At 38.8% G+C, this 19,196-nt stretch carries 24 protein-coding genes; 11 read left to right on the top strand and 13 right to left on the bottom strand.

Annotated features, from left to right (window positions below):
• Nucleotides 1-7: 7 nt before the first annotated feature.
• Complete coding sequence (locus tag ACOQO1_RS01220) at nucleotides 8-490, top strand: hypothetical protein (RefSeq protein WP_420601044.1); 483 nt, start codon at nucleotides 8-10, stop codon at nucleotides 488-490.
• Here ACOQO1_RS01220 and ACOQO1_RS01215 read toward each other — a convergent pair.
• The 6 genes from ACOQO1_RS01215 to ACOQO1_RS01190 are packed head-to-tail and all read right to left on the bottom strand — an operon-like array spanning nucleotide 468 to nucleotide 6,634.
• Entirely contained in the window at nucleotides 468-1,802 is a 1,335-nt protein-coding gene (locus ACOQO1_RS01215; RefSeq protein ID WP_420601043.1) for a DUF58 domain-containing protein, read from the bottom strand. The two genes, ACOQO1_RS01220 and ACOQO1_RS01215, sit on opposite strands and share 23 nt — an antisense overlap.
• Nucleotides 1,803-1,811: 9 nt before the next feature.
• A complete protein-coding gene (locus ACOQO1_RS01210; protein WP_420601042.1) occupies nucleotides 1,812-2,810 on the bottom strand; it encodes an AAA family ATPase in 999 nt (332 codons plus the stop codon).
• A gap of 3 nt (nucleotides 2,811-2,813) precedes the next feature.
• Nucleotides 2,814-4,025, bottom strand: a complete 1,212-nt coding sequence (locus ACOQO1_RS01205) for a DUF4350 domain-containing protein (protein WP_420601041.1) — start codon at nucleotides 4,023-4,025, stop codon at nucleotides 2,814-2,816.
• Between the two features lie 5 nt (nucleotides 4,026-4,030).
• Nucleotides 4,031-4,747 (bottom strand): hypothetical protein, encoded by a 717-nt coding sequence (locus ACOQO1_RS01200; RefSeq protein WP_420601040.1) that lies wholly within the window; start codon nucleotides 4,745-4,747, stop codon nucleotides 4,031-4,033.
• Nucleotides 4,747-5,685, bottom strand: coding sequence for a hypothetical protein (locus ACOQO1_RS01195; protein ID WP_420601039.1), 939 nt, complete (start codon nucleotides 5,683-5,685; stop codon nucleotides 4,747-4,749). The genes ACOQO1_RS01200 and ACOQO1_RS01195 overlap by 1 nt, the downstream gene beginning before the upstream one ends.
• Nucleotides 5,666-6,634, bottom strand: a complete 969-nt coding sequence (locus tag ACOQO1_RS01190; RefSeq protein WP_420601038.1) for a stage II sporulation protein M — start codon at nucleotides 6,632-6,634, stop codon at nucleotides 5,666-5,668. The genes ACOQO1_RS01195 and ACOQO1_RS01190 overlap by 20 nt, the downstream gene beginning before the upstream one ends.
• A 34-nt stretch (nucleotides 6,635-6,668) precedes the next feature.
• Here ACOQO1_RS01190 and ACOQO1_RS01185 point away from each other — a divergent pair, with 34 nt between their 5' ends.
• Together ACOQO1_RS01185 and ACOQO1_RS01180 are read left to right on the top strand one after the other, a co-directional pair.
• The gene (locus ACOQO1_RS01185; protein WP_420601037.1) at nucleotides 6,669-7,394 is read left to right on the top strand and encodes an RDD family protein; all 726 of its coding nucleotides are present in this window, start codon (nucleotides 6,669-6,671) and stop codon (nucleotides 7,392-7,394) included.
• A 2-nt stretch (nucleotides 7,395-7,396) separates the two neighbouring features.
• The gene (locus ACOQO1_RS01180) at nucleotides 7,397-8,008 is read left to right on the top strand and encodes a trimeric intracellular cation channel family protein (protein ID WP_420601275.1); all 612 of its coding nucleotides are present in this window, start codon (nucleotides 7,397-7,399) and stop codon (nucleotides 8,006-8,008) included.
• On the opposite strand, the gene ACOQO1_RS01175 is transcribed toward ACOQO1_RS01180, so the two are convergent.
• A complete protein-coding gene (locus ACOQO1_RS01175; protein ID WP_420601036.1) occupies nucleotides 8,009-8,725 on the bottom strand; it encodes a peptidylprolyl isomerase in 717 nt (238 codons plus the stop codon).
• Here ACOQO1_RS01175 and ACOQO1_RS01170 point away from each other — a divergent pair.
• Both ACOQO1_RS01170 and ACOQO1_RS01165 read left to right on the top strand, forming a co-directional pair.
• On the top strand, nucleotides 8,724-9,365 hold the full coding sequence (locus ACOQO1_RS01170; protein WP_420601035.1) for an NUDIX hydrolase: 642 nt from the start codon (nucleotides 8,724-8,726) through the stop codon (nucleotides 9,363-9,365). The genes ACOQO1_RS01175 and ACOQO1_RS01170 overlap by 2 nt on opposite strands.
• A 36-nt stretch (nucleotides 9,366-9,401) precedes the next feature.
• A complete protein-coding gene (locus ACOQO1_RS01165) occupies nucleotides 9,402-10,214 on the top strand; it encodes a lysophospholipid acyltransferase family protein (protein ID WP_420601034.1) in 813 nt (270 codons plus the stop codon).
• Here ACOQO1_RS01165 and ACOQO1_RS01160 read toward each other — a convergent pair.
• From ACOQO1_RS01160 to ACOQO1_RS01150, 3 genes are all read right to left on the bottom strand, one after another.
• Nucleotides 10,211-10,855, bottom strand: a complete 645-nt coding sequence (locus tag ACOQO1_RS01160) for a hypothetical protein (protein ID WP_420601033.1) — start codon at nucleotides 10,853-10,855, stop codon at nucleotides 10,211-10,213. The genes ACOQO1_RS01165 and ACOQO1_RS01160 overlap by 4 nt on opposite strands.
• Before the next feature lie 3 nt (nucleotides 10,856-10,858).
• A complete protein-coding gene (locus ACOQO1_RS01155; RefSeq protein ID WP_420601032.1) occupies nucleotides 10,859-11,353 on the bottom strand; it encodes an RNA polymerase sigma factor in 495 nt (164 codons plus the stop codon).
• 71 nt (nucleotides 11,354-11,424) lie between these two features.
• The gene (locus tag ACOQO1_RS01150) at nucleotides 11,425-12,852 is read right to left on the bottom strand and encodes an amidohydrolase (RefSeq protein ID WP_420601031.1); all 1,428 of its coding nucleotides are present in this window, start codon (nucleotides 12,850-12,852) and stop codon (nucleotides 11,425-11,427) included.
• A gap of 100 nt (nucleotides 12,853-12,952) precedes the next feature.
• On the opposite strand from ACOQO1_RS01150, the gene ACOQO1_RS01145 reads away from it, so the two are divergent.
• Both ACOQO1_RS01145 and ACOQO1_RS01140 read left to right on the top strand, forming a co-directional pair.
• Entirely contained in the window at nucleotides 12,953-14,260 is a 1,308-nt protein-coding gene (locus ACOQO1_RS01145) for an NAD(P)/FAD-dependent oxidoreductase (RefSeq protein WP_420601274.1), read from the top strand.
• Between the two features lie 89 nt (nucleotides 14,261-14,349).
• The gene (locus ACOQO1_RS01140) at nucleotides 14,350-14,865 is read left to right on the top strand and encodes a hypothetical protein (RefSeq protein WP_420601030.1); all 516 of its coding nucleotides are present in this window, start codon (nucleotides 14,350-14,352) and stop codon (nucleotides 14,863-14,865) included.
• 7 nt (nucleotides 14,866-14,872) lie between these two features.
• Here the strand turns inward: ACOQO1_RS01140 and xerD are convergent, their stop codons facing one another.
• A complete protein-coding gene (xerD, locus tag ACOQO1_RS01135) occupies nucleotides 14,873-15,769 on the bottom strand; it encodes a site-specific tyrosine recombinase XerD (RefSeq protein ID WP_420601029.1) in 897 nt (298 codons plus the stop codon).
• A 138-nt stretch (nucleotides 15,770-15,907) separates the two neighbouring features.
• Here xerD and ACOQO1_RS01130 point away from each other — a divergent pair, with 138 nt between their 5' ends.
• From ACOQO1_RS01130 to aroQ, 4 genes are all read left to right on the top strand, one after another.
• Nucleotides 15,908-16,408, top strand: a complete 501-nt coding sequence (locus tag ACOQO1_RS01130; protein ID WP_420601028.1) for a DUF3575 domain-containing protein — start codon at nucleotides 15,908-15,910, stop codon at nucleotides 16,406-16,408.
• Between the two features lie 120 nt (nucleotides 16,409-16,528).
• Complete coding sequence (locus tag ACOQO1_RS01125) at nucleotides 16,529-17,044, top strand: hypothetical protein (protein WP_420601027.1); 516 nt, start codon at nucleotides 16,529-16,531, stop codon at nucleotides 17,042-17,044.
• Nucleotides 17,045-17,255: 211 nt separating this feature from the next.
• The gene (locus ACOQO1_RS01120; protein WP_420601026.1) at nucleotides 17,256-17,765 is read left to right on the top strand and encodes an outer membrane beta-barrel protein; all 510 of its coding nucleotides are present in this window, start codon (nucleotides 17,256-17,258) and stop codon (nucleotides 17,763-17,765) included.
• Nucleotides 17,766-17,846: 81 nt separating this feature from the next.
• Nucleotides 17,847-18,260, top strand: coding sequence for a type II 3-dehydroquinate dehydratase (aroQ, locus tag ACOQO1_RS01115; protein ID WP_420601025.1), 414 nt, complete (start codon nucleotides 17,847-17,849; stop codon nucleotides 18,258-18,260).
• Nucleotides 18,261-18,270: 10 nt separating this feature from the next.
• Here aroQ and ACOQO1_RS01110 read toward each other — a convergent pair whose 3' ends face one another.
• Together ACOQO1_RS01110 and ACOQO1_RS01105 are read right to left on the bottom strand one after the other, a co-directional pair.
• A complete protein-coding gene (locus ACOQO1_RS01110; protein ID WP_420601024.1) occupies nucleotides 18,271-18,918 on the bottom strand; it encodes a hypothetical protein in 648 nt (215 codons plus the stop codon).
• Nucleotides 18,911-19,192 (bottom strand): DUF3817 domain-containing protein, encoded by a 282-nt coding sequence (locus tag ACOQO1_RS01105; protein WP_420601023.1) that lies wholly within the window; start codon nucleotides 19,190-19,192, stop codon nucleotides 18,911-18,913. Before ACOQO1_RS01105 ends, ACOQO1_RS01110 begins: the two co-directional genes overlap by 8 nt.
• Nucleotides 19,193-19,196: the final 4 nt, after the last annotated feature.

Raw genomic sequence — 19,196 nt, 5'->3', positions numbered from 1 at the left:
TTGGAGCATGAGAACACTTATTCCAACACTACTGATCTTTATGATCGGAGCACAGTTGCATGGCCAAATTGAGCGTGATAAGGCCCTTCATTTTTTAGGAGGTAGCCTGTTTGGTTTGGCGGGAGCTGGAGTTGCAAAGCAAATTTCTGATGGTAACCGTGCATGGACGTTTGCAGGGGCTGTAATTGGCAGTGCTTTGGTGGGTATTGGTAAAGAAACCATAGATGCAGGTCAAGAAGGTAACCAATGGGATAACGATGATTTATTGGCGACTATTTTGGGCGGGGTCACAGTTGGTGTTACCATTGAACTTTTTTCTAAAAAACGGAACAAAAGAAGACCTATGGGGAGTCTTAAGACCCAAAACTTAAACTGGGACGACTTCCGGATGAATACAGCACCAAAAAATACATTGGCAATTAGTACCGAACTTCCGGCTTTATCAACTTTTGGGTTTTCCTCGAAGTTTAAAGTAACCCCCGGGCTTTAATCTCTAAATATTTGTTGATGGTATTGATGGTCAAACTTTCAGGTTTGGTCAAAATGGTTTGGATGCCATGTTTACGAAGCTCATTCACAATGAGTTTTTTCTCATAAATAAACTTTTCCGCAATGGTCTGCTCAAAGATTTGATGAACCGTCTCTGCATTTTTATGGGCAAACTTGTTGAGTTCGGTATTCTCAAAAAAGATGACCACCAACAAATGTTGCTTTGCAATGGCTTGTAGGTAAGGGAGTTGCCGATGCAGAGCATCCAGTGTTTCAAAATTGGTATACAACAAAAGTAGGCTTCGCTGATTCAGATTTCGTTTAATGTCTATATAAAGTCTACTATAATCGCTTTCAATAAAATTGGTTTCCAGATTATATAAAGTTTCCAAAATGAGGTTCATTTGGGAACTTCGACGCTCCGCTACTACACGATTCTCAATTTTATCGCTAAAGGAGAACATTCCGGCCTTATCATGCTTCTTTATGGCAATATTGCTGATAACCAAGGTAGCATTAATGGCATAATCCAGAAGACTTAATTCATTAAAAGGCATTTTCATTACCCTTCCTTTGTCAATGACCGAATAGACAGGTTGTGATTTTTCATCCTGATACTGATTAACCATCAACTGGTTTTTCTTTGCCGTAGCTTTCCAGTTGATGTTTCGAATGTCGTCTCCCTGAACATACTCCTTGATCTGTTCAAACTCCATGGTGTGGCCTATCCGTCTTATTTTTTTGAGACCGTACTCATGAAGTCGATTGGTAAAGGCAATCAAATCGTATTTCTGAAGTTGCAAAAAAGAAGGATATACGGGTACTTCTTGCGCTTGGTCAAATGTGTATTTTCTGGAAATAAATCCAATTGGAGAGGCCGCAAATGCATTTAAGCTCCCAAATGAATATACCCCACGCTCGGTTGGCCTAAGTTGATAATTATATTTTTTAGCGCCGCCACTTGCAATCTTGCTTTTAAGCCCAAAGTCCCTTTTCTGAAATTGAAAAGGTATCTCATCAATTATTTTGATATCAGCTTGGAACAAATAGGTATTTATAATTTCCAACTGGATAGGGTTTTCATCTCCATTGGAAAGTTTATCCGGTAGAATTCTACGACCTACCAAACTACCTTTGGAAGCGAACAGTAGTAAGAAATCAACAATAAAAAAGAGTATAAAAACATAGAACAACACTTTTACCGCTCCGTAGATATCATTGAATATGTACGATATCAAAAAAGCCACAATAATTGTGATGAGCGCAATAAAAAAGCGCTTTTGCAAATAGGTCTGTTTGAATAATCTTTTCAAGAGTTGATTTTATCTGGGTATTTCAATGCTTTCCACAATCTGTTTTACAACCTGATTTGCTGTTAATCCCTCCATTTCCCGTTCCGGAGTCAAGATGATTCTGTGACCCAATATGGGTCCGGCCACCTTTTTAATATCATCCGGGGTGATAAAATCCCGTCCATTTATGGCGGCCAATGCCTTGGAGGCATCCATTATGGCAATGGAAGCTCTTGGTGATGCTCCAAGATAAAGATTGGCATTGCTACGGGTATTGTCCACTATGGCGGCGATATACTTTAGCAAGTTTTGCTCAACAATAATCTCCTTAATGGTCTTTTGGTATTCCGCAATTTGTTTGGCGGACAAAACAGCATTGATTAAGTCCTCCGCTTCAGTGTTTTTCTGTTCGTGCTTGCTTTCCAAAATTTGGATTTCTTCCTCCAAACTTGGGTACTGCACATTAATCTTAAAGAGAAAACGGTCCAATTGTGCCTCTGGAAGTCGGTATGTACCCTCTTGCTCAACAGGATTTTGGGTTGCAAAAACCAAAAAAGGAGGTTCCATGTCGTATTCGGTACCATCCATTGTAATTTGTCGTTCTGCCATAGCTTCAAACAAGGCAGCCTGAGTTTTGGCAGGTGCACGATTGATTTCATCAATCAAAATAATGTTTGAAAACAAGGGGCCCTTTTTGAATTCAAATTCTGAAGTCTTTACATTGAATATTGAAGTACCCAAAATATCACTTGGCATAAGGTCTGGGGTGAACTGGATACGACTAAAATCCACATTCATTGTTTTTGCCAGCAATTTGGCGGTCACCGTTTTGGCAACTCCTGGAACTCCTTCTATCAATGAATGTCCATTGGCCAAAATTGAAATGATCAATAGTTCTACCATATCCTGCTGACCTATAATCACCTTTCCCAACTCCGATTTTATTTGGGAAACGGCTTCTTGTAGTTTGGTTAGGTCAACCCTCTGGTTAAACTGTAATGCGTCCTCTTGTGGTTCTTTTTCTTCCATTTGTTACTGCTTAAATGCGGTTATTTTCTTATTGAGCTCAATACTTTCTTGCTCGGTATGAGTATTCTTATTTTTTAGATGAACGATGTACTCCATCAGCTCTTTCGTTTCTTTTATTCCTTTACCTGCTTTGGCCGCCAAAACTTGATAGGTTCTTTCATTTAGCTGACTGGTATCTACATGGTACCGATTTCTGATATAGGCCAAGAAATAGTTCATTTTTTTATGGACCAAATCCGTGAAATCTTTATTCTGATGGTAAAGGGACCCAACGGCCTGCGCAAATTCCACCGAGGAATTTTTTAAAGGTTCTATTACAGGAATGATTCGCTGCTCGCGTTTGGCTTTAAAAAGAACAAAAAGTAAGAGTCCCAACATGGTGAGGTAATAGACCCACCTGAGCGCTTCTTGGTTTAAAACAAACCGCATGGGTGAGTTTATAACGATTCTTCCGGCTTTTTTATAGTTGTCCCAATAAAGGATGTCCTTATCCTCCAAATAAGAAAATGTGCGAGCTACATAATCTTGATTCCCCTTCAGCATATAAAAATTGGAATAGGCTATGGGGGTAGTATTTAGAATGAAATGGCCATCTCCAAACTTAGTCTTGATAAAATTGGGTCTTGTGAGTTTTTCAGCGGGCTTATCATCAATAAAATTGTCTTTGGTGTACGTAATATGCCCTAAAATGGTGGTGTTTGTTGAATCTATACTTGTAAAGTGGGAATTAAAGTTGCCCCTGGTCAGTTCAAATTCCCTATCATCAAATTTTTTATGGGTCAAGTTCAATGTGCTGCTTCCTTCTTGAACACTATAATCAGATGCAATTTCAATGTTCAAGGTATCTGATAAGTGTCTGCCAAAACCCGTTGAAGCAATAAAAATAGTGTTTCCTGAATCTACATAATCCAACATTTGGTTGGTTTCCTGTTGGTCCAGGTCTACATAATCGTTGATAAAAATATAATTGGAACCTATGTCAGCATCATTGGCTATCAAAATATCATAGACACTTTTTTCAACGGTTTTGACCTCACTATGGTCAAACAAGGAGGATAGTTCGTTGTACAACACATAGCAACCAAACGGAATTTTGTCCACAGCAGTGTAAGATTGCCTCCAATTAATAGGTTTTGGACGTACAATTTCGGTAATGATGATACCAAGCACCACAAGGGAGAAAATCGCAATAACTACTTTAGATCGCTTGTCCATGGTTGTTACCGAATTAAACTGTTTAACATTGCAAAGCGAGAGGCTGTTTTGGTATAACCCATTTCATCAATATACTGTTCCCCGTACCAAATATATTCATAGAGGTATGAAGCTTTCTGAAATTCGGTTTGTAATTTGACTTCCCCAATCTCCTTTTCGTAGTCCGAATTCGTTTTTTCAAAGTGCCATTCAATAATTTCTTTTTGGGACAACTGCTTAAGTATTTTTAGGAATTGATACCGTACAGCAAGTCTATAATCCTTGTTTTTAAGCGCAGTGTCCATCAATGAATCCAAATCCACGCTCTCAATATGTTGCTCGGACAGATTAATGTCTGCAAGGGGTTTGGCCTTTTTGGTGAAGATGGCATTGAATTTTTCATTGACGAACACTCTTATCAGAATAAAAATGACCAAAAGGCCCATTAAACCATATATAAGATATTCCAAAATCAATAATGTTTCTGGTGAAATATCTATACCAACGGCGTTGCCAATCCCTTCCAATAGCCATTTAATGAATCTCGCCAATAAATTTTGGGACTCCCCGGTTTTTACATCGTAGTTGAAATCCTCCCCAGTGTATTTTTTACTCAAATCCCCATCCATACTTCGCTCATGGAGTACAGATTCTTGGTCAACGGCCACTGTTATGGTATCATTTTGAGCAAATACCACATTAAAGCACAAAAGAAGAAATAAGATGATGTTATGTTTTGCCACTAGTTGGATTGTCCTATTTGCTCAATTTTACTTCTTGTGTTGACATTATAGGTTTTCTCATGTAGTGCATAAAAGAGAATCCCATTGACAAACTGTGAAAGGCACTGGGCATAAACCATTAAAATTAACAGCAAGCAAAGTCCTATAGTATATACTACGGTAGATACTATAGAACTTCCTACATCTACTCCGTTTTGCACCACATGGAACGTATAAATTCCAATAATTATACTAGGAATTAACATGATAATGAAGAAGAGGAGTCCGTTGAGCAGCCCAAGAATAAAATTTACGCCTACTGATCTCCAAAAATTCTTGCTGACCAGATTCCACCCCTCTCCAAACGCATCGGTTACCCCTTTGTTTTGGCTCATCATACTAAAAAAGGAGACTCCAATCCAAGCGGTCATAAAAAACTGGATGATGTACTGTGCAAAAATCCCCAATAGTGGAATAATGGCGCAGATAACCGCAACGATCATGAATACCAGATAAATTGGAATCAATAATAATATAAAGATCAGCGTATTGCCAAACCTAGCTTTTGTATGCTCCCAAACTTCTTTTTTATCAAATCCCATTCCTTTTCGTTCATCATATTTTACCAAATACGAAGAGCTGAGGCTAAAATTGAGTCCAGCAACCAAAATAAAGATGATAAAAAACAGAATACCTCCCGCTACAATGTAAATCCAATATGTATCTTCGTTGTTTTGCTGCAATCCCGTTCCGGACCAACTGCCTTCAGCGGCAATAAGCCCAATAAACCCAGAGACCAACAAATAGCTGGTGATTAGCAGACCAACCAGAAAGACACCATTATAGCTCAAAAAAACGTTGGTGAACTTTTTTATGTTCTGTTTTAGAAAATCAAAGTAGGTAGTTAGAATATCGCCAAAATCGCGATTTATCCTAAGCTCAATGTATTTGTCTCTCATATGATCGGTTTACTAAGATGGGGTATATAATGTAATAAAACACAATTAATACTAAAGACCCTCCAATAATGGCAAATGCCAACCAGTTGGGCATATTGGAATAACGGGTAATGAATCCTTCAATAAAACCAGCAATAATAAAAAATGGAATGGTACTTACTACCACTTTAAGACCATCTTTAGCCCCTTTCATAAATGAAACCCTTCTGGAAAATGTCTTTGGAAATAAAATGCTGTTCCCCATTATAAGACCAGCACAGCCCGCAACAATAATCACTGAAATCTCGATGGTTCCATGCAACCAAATCTGTCTGTTGGCTTCAAAAAATACGCCTTTGGTATAAAAAAAGGTAATAAATGCACCCAGCATTACCCCATTGCTGAAAAGAATATATGCGGTTCCTATGCTAGTGATGACTCCAAAAGCAAATGCTAAAAAGGCCACACGGATATTATTGATCGTGATTCCCAAAAACGTACCTATCTCGCTTCCGCTTTTATAGATGGCCGTAGGTTCTCCATTTGCAATGTTGTTCAAGGTTTCGTTTACATAGGCATCTCCTAAAATAAGGCGTACAAAAGAGGAATCGTTAAGTGCTGAGATACACCCAATGGCAGAAGCCACCAAAAAAATAAGAAAGGCCACTCCAAGGGTACGTTGGTGTTGCGCAAAAAAAAGTGGAAATTCATGAACCCAGAAATTAATGATTCGGTTTCCAGATTCTTTTTTGTTCTTATAGATTTTTTGATGCGCTTGGGAAGCCAAGGAGTTCAGATACAATAAAGTTTTGCTTTGATCGTAATACGTTTGTGCGTATGCTAGATCATTTGTGAGTTGAATGTAACCATCAACCAAAATATCAGGGTCTGTATTGGAGCTTAGGGAAAGTGCTTTTTCAAAAGCAATCCATTTTTCCTTATTTTGTTTCACAAAGGCGGCCTCGCGCATAAAAAGAGATTCGTTAAGCTAAAATTACTGTTATATGGGTAACCTCCAAATCAATACAACGCAAAATGTTAATCTAGATTATAAAATTGTAGGTATTGGGGAAAGAATTGTGGCATTTTTTATTGATGGACTCATATTGTATATGTATGCTTTTCTGGTCAATATTATTGTAGATGCCTTTGGTTACATTTATGAGGACACTTGGACCCAACGCGGACTTGCGGCCCTTGTTTTTTTACCGGCCATGTTTTATTCCCTGTTGATGCACAGTATTTTTAATGGAAGAACTGTCGGGAAAATGCTCTTAAAAATGCGCGTGGTCAGGTTGGATGGCACGCCGGTGCATTGGAGCAATTATCTGGTGCGGTGGATGTTGCGTTTGGTGGATATTTGGATATTTTTAGGATCCATTGGAATATTGTCCATACTTTTCACGGAGAAAAGACAGCGGGTAGGTGATGCAGCTGCTGGAACTGTGGTCATAAGCACTAAGAACAAAACCAAAGTTTCCCATACCATTCTGGAAGAGGTCAATGAAGAATATGTGCCTCAATTTACCAATGTTACCCTGTTGACGGATAAAGATGTGCGATTGATAAAAGATACTTTTTTAATTGCAAGAAAAAGCAATGACTTTAAAACCATGACTGCCTTGAGGGTAAAAGTTGAGAGTATTCTGAATACGAAATCCAAGTTGTACGATGTCCAGTTTTTAGATACCGTTTTAAAGGACTATAACTACTACACCCAAAAAATGTAATGATGTTTTATCAAACCATAGATATTTTGGGGACGGTGGCTTTTGCCCTTTCTGGGGTACTGGTTGCCATGGAAAAGCGGTTGGATTTGTTTGGAGTATTGATCATTGCCTTTGTGACCGCAATTGGAGGAGGTACTTTACGCGACCTGCTTATCGGTAACACTCCGGTGGTATGGATGCGTGACCTAACCTATGTTACTACCATTTTTATTACGGTGGTTTTTGGAATATTGTTTGTAAATCAGCTCAAATATCTCAGGAAATCCTTGTTTTTGTTCGATACTATTGGAATTGGACTGTATACTATGGTAGGAGTGGAGAAAGGGATTCAAGCTGGACTCTCTCCGGTAATGTGCGTGGCATTGGGAACCATGACCGCAAGTTTTGGGGGGGTGACCCGCGATATTCTTTGCAATGAGATTCCAGTCATATTCAGAAAAGAAATTTATGCCACGGCCTGTATAGTGGGAGGTTTCAGTTATTTTCTATTTGTACTGCTCCCCATACCCGAAGGGTATGCCTACATGGCTGCCATAATCTTGGTGATTACTTTAAGAATTTTGGCCGTTAAGTTCGATATCCGGCTTCCGAACATCTACAAAAAGGAAGCCTGATCAGAGGACTTCTGCTTTTAGAATGTATATATTTTGCCAGGGCCAGTCCCCGTCACCTACTGGTACATTATTGATCGCATCCACTACATCCATACCTTGGATCACTTTTCCAAATGGTGTGTAAGAACCGTCCAAATGATAAGAACCAGGTTTGGTGACCACAATAAAAAACTCGTATGGCGAAGCCAATTTGTGCGGATTGTTCCGTTCACTACTGGGCATGGAAATGGTTCCCCTATGGTGTTTGTGCCCTTTTTTTGCATCAGGAGGAAGTAAATAACGACCAATGAGCCTGCGTTTCTTTGAAGTTTCCCGATCATCAGAATTTCCACCTTGAATGATAAAATCCTTTACCACTCTATGAAACTGGGTATTATCAAAATACCCTTTTCTGGTCAGATAGATAAAATTGGCCCTGTGGTAGGGTACGTTGTCGTAGAGTTGAATGGTAAAACTACCCATGCTGGTGGTGAGCTTTACCTTATTTGCTTTTTCTTCTTTGGCATAACTGAAAAAGAAATCGATGGCATTTTCTTCATTGAGCACAAAAGCTTCTTCTTTTTCTTCCTCAACGACTTCTTCCTCTTCTTCAGGGATTGAATCTGTTTTTACTACTGTTTCTTCAGCTTTGGAATTGTTTTTTTTGGGAGATTCTCCACAGGAGACCAGAAAAAATAATAGTATACTTGTAGTAAAAGCAGCTTGTTTAATCAACATGGATTTTAAGGAATTTTATCAACAGGTTTTAAAAATAAAAAATCTCCCACTTCCCGGTGAGGATTCGCACCATAAAATGTCACCGGCCATGCGAGTGCAATGGCTAAAATCCAATGAAATTCGTAAAATGAATCCCAAAAAGGCAGGGGTAATGGCGCTGTTCTATCCTGATTTGGATTTTGAGACCCGGTTGTTGTTGATTCTTAGAAAGACATATAATGGAGTACATTCCAATCAGATAGGGTTTCCTGGTGGAAAGGTGGAGTCGCAGGATAAGGGTCTGTTGGACACTGCTTTACGGGAAACCCACGAAGAAGTTGGAGTGTCTCCCGATGCTGTGGAAGTATTAAAAGAGTTGAGCGAAGTGTATATTCCGCCCAGCAATTTTATGGTGAAGCCTTTTATTGGAATTTATAATAATCCCCGACCTTTTACCATTCAAGAAAGTGAAGTGGAAGCTTTGGTTGAGGTGTATTTGAAGGATTTTTTGGACAATTCAAATTTAATACAGGAAAATTTGACGACTTCTTATGCGCAAAACATTAATGTACCCGCTTATAAATTAAACGATTATGTGGTTTGGGGCGCAACGGCAATGATGATGAGTGAAATCAAGGAACTTTTGGAACAAGTGCTTTGACCGCTATTTTGTAAATTAGCCCACAACTGAAACTATATGGGGCTGTTTAAAGAAAATCCTTTTGGACATATTTTGTTTTTAAAGCGCTGGTTGATTCGTATAGCGGGGTCAATTACTCATCAGCGTTATAAAGGATTCAATACTTTGGAGATTGAAGGATCACAGATTATTCGAGACCTTCCTGAAACCAATGTTCTTTTTGTGAGCAACCACCAAACCTATTTTGCGGATGTAGTGGCCATGTTCCATGTGTTTAATGCCAGTTTAAAAGGGAGGGACGATAATATTAAAAACTTGGGCTATTTATGGAATCCCAAACTGAACATTTACTACGTTGCTGCCAAGGAGACCATGAAGCAAAGTTTATTGGCAAAAATATTGGCTTATGCGGGCTCCATTAGTATTGAAAGAACTTGGAGGGCAGACGGGAAGGATGTAAACAGACAGGTAAAGTTCAGCGATATCAGCAACATAGCCATGGCTTTGGATGATGGATGGGTAATTACGTTTCCGCAGGGAACCACAACTCCTTGGAAACCGTTGAGAAAAGGGACTGCCCATATCATTAAGAGATACAAACCTGTGGTTGTTCCCGTTGTCATTGATGGTTTTAGACGTTCTTTTGATAAAAAGGGATTGCGAGTGAAAAAGAAGGGAATATTGCAGTCCATGCAAATTAAGCCGCCATTGGAAATTGATTATGAAAATGAATCTATTGATGCCATTATAGAAAAGTTGGAATATGCCATTGAACAACACCCTTCGTTCCTAAAGGTAATTTCAAAAGAAGAATTGGCAGCCTATGAAGCCGAACATCAAAAAAGGCGTTATAGCTATAAGGGTGACTAGACTTCCAATTTTTTTAACTCATTATAATTTGCTTTGAGCCTTTTTAGAAGAATCCCATAGAGCAGTTTGTAAAAAAGCCATATCAGCAAGAGTAATATTGCCGTGAAAATTATGGAAACAACTGTGACCATTGCCCAAAATGTTACTTTGTCGCTATCCTGTAATGCAGTTTCAACAATTTGTTTTCCTTCCGGGCTATAGATAAGGACACCATAAATGCTTATAACCATGGTAATGGTAAAAATGATAAGATTGAACCATACATAATGGGTTACCGTCTTTTTGACATCGAGTATGGTTTTCATCAATTTTTTGGAGGAATCTGTGAAGGATATTTTCCTATAATTGGTATAAAACTTATAAATAAAATATAGGATTACTCCATAATTGACAAAGCCCAGTACCATCATGATATTATAGATGTGCATTGCCTTGAGTTCCTGCATAGATTCCGGGTCGCTGAATATGATATTTATTCCTGCCCAAAAGACAAACTCAATTAAACTGATATAAAATATCCATTTTACTATGGAAGATGATTTTTTCCAAATCATCTTATAAATTTCATCGTAAGACAGTTTAGGAAGGTGCGCATCCTTTTTCTGCCAGTCTTTTTTTAAGAGTTCCAGTTCATCCACCATGATCTAAGGATTTAATATGGTTCTTAATTTATTTTTTATTCTATTCATCTTTACCCTTGCATTTACCTCCGTTATACCCAGTGTTTCGGATATTTCTGAATAATCTTTGTCTTCTAGATATAGGAAAACCAAAGCTTTATCAATATCTCCCAACTGTTTAACGGCATTGTACATCAATTTCAATTGTCTTTCCTGGGTATCATCATATTCGTCGGTCTTAATTTTAAAAATTACCGAATCATAATCTTGGGTCTGTATCCGTTTTTTTGATTTCCGATATAGGGTTATAGCAGTGTTCAAGGCCACACGATACATCCAAGTACTGAATTTGGCATCACCCCTAAATTTCGGATATGCTTTCCATAATTGAATTGTGATTTCTTGGAACAGGTCATTGTGGGAATCCCTATCATTGGTATAGAGGCTACACACTTTATGAACAATATTTTGATTGTTCTCAAGCTCCGTTACAAAACGATGTTCCAGTTCTTTATTCACTCAGGTTGGTAAGTTTGCTATATATGTACCCTCAAAACTTATTTTGTTACAGAAAGATCCATTTTTTGTGATTATTTCCTGTAGTCAAGGGCCGGAGGTCTATCTCCTAGCAAGGGGATGTATTTAAAGTCTTTTCCCCTTCTTTCCTCTAGTTCCGCTTTGGCTTTTTCAATGGTATTTGGGTTTTCAAAAAGATCTATGGCCGTGAGTGACAATGTTTTTGCTGCCACCATCATACCCTTATTGCCAATGGAAGTGCCTCCAGCAGCAACCGCCTGCCAGCTATGTGCAGGTGTGCCAGGAACCCAAGTGGCTGCCCCCATGCCTACGGTTGGAACGGCAAAGCTTACATCACCAACATCCGTAGATCCATATGCCCTTGCTTCTTCTTTATAGGGTTGGACATTTGATGCTCTTTTTACATCCAAGGTTTCATAGCTCAAACTTTTGGAAATCTTTTCTGCAAATGCCCTTTCCTCATCGGTATAAGTTATTCCTCCTACTTTGGATAGATTGTCGTGCATTAATTTTTGTAGGGTAAGGTTTGGTAATAATTCATGGGTTCCGCCGATCATTTCATAATCCATGGTTGTTCCAGTTCCTAAAGCAGCTCCCTCTGCAGCTTTCACAATACGGTCAAAAATATCAATGACCACATCCCTTTTATTGTGTCGGGCATAGTAATACACCTCGGCAAAATTTGGAACTACGTTGGGTGCTTTTCCTCCATCTGTGATTACATAATGTATCCTGGCCTCTTGCGGAATGTGTTCCCGCATCATATTTACCATATTGTTCATGGCTTCAACGCCATCCAATGCTGAGCGACCGCGTTCTGGTGCTCCCGCGGCATGGGCAGAGGTGCCATAAAACCGGAATTTGGCCGACTTGTTGGCCAGAGCGGCACCAGCACTGGCAGCATTTTGTGATCCGGGATGCCAGTGAAGTGCAATATCCACATCGTTGAACAAACCTTCACGAACCATATAAACTTTTCCAGAACCGCCTTCTTCCGCTGGGCAGCCATAAAAACGAATGGTTCCCTTGGTTTTGTTTTTCTTCATCCAATTTTTTACGGCAATTGCAGCTGCGGTGGAGGCAGTTCCAAAAAGATGATGCCCACAAGCGTGTCCAGCTGCCTTACCAGCTGATTTTTTTTCAGCCACTGCTTCTTGGGATAATCCCGGTAGGGCATCGTATTCCCCCAAAATGGCAATAACGGGATATCCAGACCCATATTCTGCAACAAAGGCAGTGGGAATTCCAGCAACGCCTTTGTTTATGGAAAAGCCCTCATCGGAAAGTGTTTTTTGTAAAAGAGCCGAACTCTTATCTTCCAAATATCCCATTTCGGCCAGATTCCAAATCTGTTGTGCGATATTTCCATATTTGGAAGCTTGATCGTTTAATTTTTTTAGGATGTCATCTCTATTTTCTTGTGCAGAAGAGGTGGAGGCAAGTAAAATTGCCCCAGTGCAGAACAGCAGTAATCTTTTCATTGAGTTGTAGTTTTGTTAGTCGGTTTTAAAGATACTAAAAAACCTATCCCACAGCTATTTTTGCCCATAGGGAATCCGTAAATTTGCAAGCATGTCCAGTATGAATATTCCACAGTCGAGCCTGCCAAGAATTGTTATCATTGGAGGAGGTTTTGGGGGCATTGCCCTTGCAAAAAAACTAAGTAAAAAAGAAGTTCAGGTGGTTTTGCTGGATAAGCACAACTATCATACGTTTCAACCTTTGTTATATCAGGTGTCAACTGGTGGATTGGAACCTGATTCCATAGCATATCCTATACGTAAAGTACTGCAAGGATATCCCAATTTTTATTTTAGGTTGGCCGAGGTGCAACAAATTGATGCCAAAATGCGAATGTTGTTGACCAATATTGGGTCGATTCAATATGATTATTTGGTGGTTGCCACGGGTTCTGAAACCAATTTTTTCGGAAATAAAAATATTGAGGAAATGGGAATGGTGATGAAAACTATTCCACAATCCCTGAACCTGCGTAGCCTTATCTTGGAAAATTTTGAACAGGCCCTGCTTACTGATGATCTTCACGAGCGTGATTCTCTTATGAATTTTGTTATTGTAGGCGGTGGACCTACGGGAGTAGAACTAGCAGGAGCTTTGGCCGAAATCAAAAAAGGAATACTACCTAAAGATTATCCCGATTTGGATACAAGAAGGGCGCAAATCAATCTAGTGCAAGGAAGTGACCGTATTCTTCCTGCAATGAGTGAGATTGCTTCAAGTAAAGCGGAGCGCTTTTTGGAAAAATTAGGGGTAAACGTTTGGAAAGAAGTCAGGGTAACGGATTATGATGGAAAACATGTTGCCACTAATGGGGATATTTCCTTTGAATCGGCCACTTTGGTATGGGCAGCAGGGGTCCAAGCGGTTAAACTGGATGGATTGGATGCAAAAGAGCTGCTTTGTAGAGGCAATCGGTTGAGGGTAAATCAATATAGTCAGGTTGAAGGATATGAGGAAATCTTTGCCATAGGTGATGTGGCACAAATGGAGACTGAAGATTTTCCCCATGGACACCCAATGATGGCTCAACCTGCCATACAACAAGGACAAAACTTAGGAGAGAATCTGGTGCGTTTACTGGAAAAGAAACCCTTAAAGCCTTTTGAGTATAGGGACAAGGGTAGCATGGCTACTGTTGGAAGAAATAAAGCCGTTTGTGATTTGCCCAGATTTAAGTTTCAAGGAATATTTGCCTGGTATGTTTGGATGTTTGTTCATCTTTATTTTCTTATTGGATTTAGAAACAGAGTGGTGGTGTTTATCAACTGGGTATACAACTACATCAGATTTGACCGCGAAGCCAGACTTATTATCCGTCCTTATAAAAGGAAACATAAAACAACGCGGGCAGAAATTCCTGTGGAATAACAACCTGTCTAGTTGTGTTTCTGGTTAAAGTTTAGCCAAAACTTGACCTACTAAATAATGGATGTGGTAAATTGATATGAAAAATAAACATGTCAAAACGTGTATCCATATCGATTTTGTTTTTTTTGGCGATACTTTCTGATAAAAGTTTAGCGCAGATTTCAAACAGTCCTTCATTGCCCCAAGAAACTCCAGTTTATATTGATGGTTTTGACTACCCCAGTTTTGATCCAATTTCCAATTATGCATGGTTCAACGTTCATTTTCCATTAGGTAATAGAACCGAGTTCATTGTGGGAGGGGACCACTATCGCACCTATTTTGCCGATAGATTTACGATTTCAACCTTCATGAAACAGTATTTTACCAAAAAGTCCTTTTTGCTGGGAGGCCATCAAACAGGATTTGATTTGCTAAATCTAGGCAAAGGATATCCAAACCCCATACCAAGAAGGGAGGCCTTCATTGGAGTGGGTTACGATGTAAAACCAAGTTTACTTTTGCAGGCGAAATTGTTTACGCCCCTGGGAGATCCCAAGTTTGACAAGGTTGGATTGGAAGGTGCAAAAACCAGATTGGAAGTGGGCACCCGGTTGAAATTCTAACAACTTTTTATTTTCTTGGATGATATGTCATTAAAACATCGGTAAGATGTTTTCGGTTTACATGCATATAAACTTCTGTTGTGGTAATGCTCTCGTGTCCCAGCATTTGTTGAATAGCTCTTAAATCCGCGCCATTTTCCAACAAATGTGTTGCAAACGAATGTCTAAATGTATGCGGACTGATGTTTTTGTTCAGCTCAATTTTTTCGGCCAACCGTTTTATTATGGTAAAGATCATTGCTCTTGTGAGCTGCTTGCCCCTTCGGTTTAGAAATAGAAAATCTTCATGCTCCCTTTGTACGTTCAAATGTATCCTAATTTCGCTCCTGTAAATATTGATGTACTTTTTGTTCAATCCACTTATAGGGACAAAACGCTGTTTATTTCCCTTACCGGTTACTTTTATAAAATCCTCCTCAAAATAAAGATCGGAAAGCTTAAGGTTTACTAGTTCTGATACTCGCAGCCCACATCCATACAAAGTTTCCAAAATGGCCCTGTTGCGCTCGCCCTCGGGTTTTGAAAGATCAATTGCGGCAATAAGGTTGTTGATTTCATCTGTTGACAGTGTATCCGGAAGTTTTCTTGCCGTTTTTGGGGTTTCAATCAAATCCAGTGGATTATCTGTTCTATAATCTTCAAAAATGAGATAAGTAAAGAACCCTTTCAAACCAGAAATAATACGAGCCTGAGATCTTGGATTGACCATTTTTGCCACATCATATACAAACTTTTGAATGGTTTCTTGGGTTATCTCCAGAGGTGATTCTCCAATGGAATGTTCATCAAGATAGTCCTTAAGCTTTTGAAGGTCCAGACCATAATTGGTAATGGTATTTTCAGAAAGGCCCCGCTCAATTTTTAGATAATGTTGATAGTCCGTTAAAGCCTGATTCCAATTCATTGTTTAAAGATAACCACAAATAATTTTGTTCAGTTTGCCCAATTATGACTATTCGTCAATTGATATGGCGCATTGATCAAATGAAGAACATTGAAGGCCTTTATAATGATACTTTTAGGATAAATCAAACATTAAATTATGATAAGAAAAATGTATTTAATGGCAATTGTCCTCTTTGTAACGGGATTTACTGTCAAGGCTCAGGAAAATGTGATTAAGGCCAACCCATTGGCACTTCTTTTTGGAACCATGGAAATTGGTTATGAAAGGGTCATAAACCAAAAACAATCTTTTCAGGTGGATTTGGGTTATACCAGCTTTACCTCTGGAAATTTAAAGTACACGGGATTTGGCATAGGAGCGCAATACAGGTTTTATGTTCAAGCCGATAAAAATGCTCCAGAGGGTTGGTTTTTAGCCCCAGTGGCCAATTATTCATCTTCTTCTGCCAATGATTTTAAAACTACGGTGCTCGTGGCAGGTGGGGTAGGAGGTTATCAATGGAATTGGGATCCCATAACACTTGACTTATATGGTGGCCCAGCTTTTTTTAATGTAAAATCTGACGACTCTGCCTTCAATTATGGATTTGATGGGTTGGGGATGCGCCTTGGATTTTCGCTAGGTTTTGCTTTCTAAAAAATAGACAAAAAATGTACAATAAAAGAAGGAGGTATTGGCCTCCTTTTTTTATGGGTTTATTTTTTTAACACTATTTTAAAAGAAAGTGCGTTTTACTTCTGACCAATTTAAACAAACATGAAAAAAATCATTACAACAAGTATTCTTTTGCTCTTTGTAGCTTTTACAACCCATGCACAAGTAGATAGAAGTAGTTTTAAGGCAGGTTTAAACGCAGGTATGCCCGTTGGTGATGCCGCCGATGTTTCCAGTTTTAGTATTGGATTGGATGTCAATTATCACTGGGGAGTTTCCGAATTATTGGATGTGGGCCTTGCTACTGGGTTTATCAATGCTTTTGGAGATACAAACTCTTCCTCCGATGGCCCAGTGACCGTGCAAACAGAGTTTGAGGATTTTCAGTTTTTGCCAGTTGCAGCTTCAGTACGTATATACCCAACATATCATTTTAAGTTTGGAGCAGATGCTGGCTATGCCGTTGGCGTAAGTGATGGTATGGAAGGTGGCCTTTACTATAGACCTATAGTGGGATATAATATTACAGGAAATACAGAACTTAACGTTTCCTATATGGTTGTGGAGGACAATATTTCCTTTTCCGTTGCGACCGTGGGGATTTTGTTTTTGTTCTAAGGATAATGTGGAGAAAAGGACAGGTGTAGTTTATAAATTGCTTAAGTGAAATTTTATTCAATTAAGCACATAACCTCCAATAAGATTTAAAGATTTTTCAGCTAATTGAATATTTATTTTTCTTATTTCTATTGTAGAATTATTTTACCTTTCCGTATTTTATAAGCTGCTCCGGTATTATATTTGTACCCTTAATCAAAAATTATTTATCGTGAAAAAATTATTTATTTCAACAGTATTTTTTGCTAGCATCATTGTATCAACTTACGGTCAGGAAGGATTCGCAGCTAAAGCCGGATTTAATAATGTGTCCATTAGTGTTGATACGGGAGCCAATTTTTTTGGAAACGTAAGTGACAGTGAGTTGGGATTTTATGTAGGTGGAGGCTATAATTTTGAAGCTTCAGAGATGATTGACATAGAACCTTCCGTATTGTTCAGCGTAGTAGATGATCTTACTTCGTTATATGTTCCGGTAATGGTAAAGTATAAGGTTTCAGATAAATTTAATATCCAAGCAGGGCCACAAATCAACTACTTGTTGGAAGATTTGCCTGATGGTGAGTTTGGCCTTGATATAGCCTTTGGTGGTGGGTATCAAATTGATGATAATTGGTTCGTAGAAGCTCGTTACGGCATACAAGTTTCAAGAGGAGGAAATTTTGGAGATGTTGTTGATATTAATACATTGACCGCTGGTGTAGGTTACAGATTTAACTAAGCAGGTCTACAAATAATAGTAAGGCGGAAGTAAATCACTTCCGCTTTTTTTATGCCTAAAAATTATTGGTACTTTTAGCTCATGAAATTGATGATCATCAACGGCCCCAATTTAAATTTACTGGGTAAACGCGAACCTGAAGTATATGGTAGTACCACTTTTGAAGACTATTTTGCGCAATTACAGCAAAAATTCCCAGAAGTTGAATTGGAGTACTTTCAATCCAATATTGAAGGAGAACTCATTGACAAGATTCAAGAGGTTGGTTTCTCCTATGATGGAATTGTTTTGAATGCGGCTGCATATACCCATACCTCGGTTGGGATTGGAGACGCGGTCAAAGGTATTGAGACCCCGGTGATTGAAGTTCATATTTCCAACACTTTCAAAAGAGAAGATTTTAGACACGTTTCTTACATCTCTTCTGGTGCTAAAGGGGTGATTTTAGGCTTTGGACTCCAAAGCTATGATTTGGCGATTCAAAGTTTTTTGTAATCCGAACAGTCTAATTTGATGAGACAGCCTTTAGTAGGTTTAGACCATAATCAATGACTTTTTTTAAGGCAATAGAATCTCTTGGATCACATTCAAAATGGTACTCGTTGAGATATTGAAGTTTGTATAGTTCCAAATCAAATACAAATATGCTCACCTTATTTTCCCACCTTGGTTTTATTCTATCTTTTGTTCGGTAGGTAACTACTTCTATATAAAGCTGTTTATTTCCCTTTCCTTTTTCTGTTAACTTTTGAACATTGGAACTTTTTCTAGAATACCACTTAATATCGCTTGAAGGAAACATCTGCTGGAGGTAGTTCATGTTTTCAAGTTTTTCCGAATGAACCATTTCAATTTTGGGAAACACTTCTTTTACTTTGGATTTGATATGTTCTTGATTACGTAACCGAACAGGGCGGATGGATAAAGAATCATAGTTGATATGGATTCTATGATAGGCTTGAGCGAATGAAAGACCCCAAAGGTTTTTCAAGGCGTTGATTTCAGTTTTGGAATCAACGACCTTGGGAGTCAAGGAACACTCCACGTACGGGATTGCTTCAATAGGTGTAGAGCTGTCAAGTTTGGTGCTTCTACTTGCAGCTGAACAAGAAATAATGAGAAGAACTAAAAGAGATGCAAGAAAATTACGCAATGTTTTTGAGGTATTTTTTATCAGCATAAAAAGTACCAAAGGGCAATAGCGATGCTATAAACAGCACGGCAAACCTTTTGATGCTCCATTTATGCTTCCAGCAAAAAATCACTGCGATAATCACGTAGGCAATAAAAAGGGCACCATGTGCATATCCCACAACCTTATTGGGTTCTAAAATATTGGCCCAATATTTTAATGGCATGGTAAACCCAAATAATAACAGATAGGATATTCCTTCCAAAATTGCCGTAGCCCTGAACAGTTTAAGCACAATA

Source organism: Flagellimonas sp. (assembly GCF_965222555.1).
In the GTDB taxonomy this organism is placed as follows: Bacteria; Bacteroidota; Bacteroidia; order Flavobacteriales; family Flavobacteriaceae; genus Flagellimonas.
The sequence above is the reverse complement of the archived record's forward strand: the minus strand, read 5'-3'. Positions and strand labels throughout refer to the sequence as shown.

Bases quoted from the DNA above. Each gene is read 5' to 3' on its own strand.
- ACOQO1_RS01160 (WP_420601033.1), bottom strand. From the start codon at position 10,855: ATGGTGGATGAACTGGAACTCTTAAAAAAAGACTGGCAGAAAAAGGAT.
- ACOQO1_RS01125 (WP_420601027.1), top strand. From the start codon at position 16,529: ATGAAAAAAATCATTACAACAAGTATTCTTTTGCTCTTTGTAGCTTTT.
- ACOQO1_RS01130 (WP_420601028.1), top strand. From the start codon at position 15,908: ATGATAAGAAAAATGTATTTAATGGCAATTGTCCTCTTTGTAACGGGA.
- aroQ (WP_420601025.1), top strand. From the start codon at position 17,847: ATGAAATTGATGATCATCAACGGCCCCAATTTAAATTTACTGGGTAAA.
- ACOQO1_RS01190 (WP_420601038.1), bottom strand. From the start codon at position 6,634: ATGCGCGAGGCCGCCTTTGTGAAACAAAATAAGGAAAAATGGATTGCT.
- ACOQO1_RS01170 (WP_420601035.1), top strand. From the start codon at position 8,724: ATGGATTTTAAGGAATTTTATCAACAGGTTTTAAAAATAAAAAATCTC.
- ACOQO1_RS01195 (WP_420601039.1), bottom strand. From the start codon at position 5,685: ATGAGAGACAAATACATTGAGCTTAGGATAAATCGCGATTTTGGCGAT.
- ACOQO1_RS01140 (WP_420601030.1), top strand. From the start codon at position 14,350: ATGTCAAAACGTGTATCCATATCGATTTTGTTTTTTTTGGCGATACTT.
- ACOQO1_RS01145 (WP_420601274.1), top strand. From the start codon at position 12,953: ATGAATATTCCACAGTCGAGCCTGCCAAGAATTGTTATCATTGGAGGA.
- xerD (WP_420601029.1), bottom strand. From the start codon at position 15,769: ATGAATTGGAATCAGGCTTTAACGGACTATCAACATTATCTAAAAATT.
- ACOQO1_RS01165 (WP_420601034.1), top strand. From the start codon at position 9,402: ATGGGGCTGTTTAAAGAAAATCCTTTTGGACATATTTTGTTTTTAAAG.
- ACOQO1_RS01205 (WP_420601041.1), bottom strand. From the start codon at position 4,025: ATGGACAAGCGATCTAAAGTAGTTATTGCGATTTTCTCCCTTGTGGTG.
- ACOQO1_RS01185 (WP_420601037.1), top strand. From the start codon at position 6,669: ATGGGTAACCTCCAAATCAATACAACGCAAAATGTTAATCTAGATTAT.
- ACOQO1_RS01175 (WP_420601036.1), bottom strand. From the start codon at position 8,725: ATGTTGATTAAACAAGCTGCTTTTACTACAAGTATACTATTATTTTTT.
- ACOQO1_RS01220 (WP_420601044.1), top strand. From the start codon at position 8: ATGAGAACACTTATTCCAACACTACTGATCTTTATGATCGGAGCACAG.
- ACOQO1_RS01210 (WP_420601042.1), bottom strand. From the start codon at position 2,810: ATGGAAGAAAAAGAACCACAAGAGGACGCATTACAGTTTAACCAGAGG.
- ACOQO1_RS01180 (WP_420601275.1), top strand. From the start codon at position 7,397: ATGTTTTATCAAACCATAGATATTTTGGGGACGGTGGCTTTTGCCCTT.
- ACOQO1_RS01150 (WP_420601031.1), bottom strand. From the start codon at position 12,852: ATGAAAAGATTACTGCTGTTCTGCACTGGGGCAATTTTACTTGCCTCC.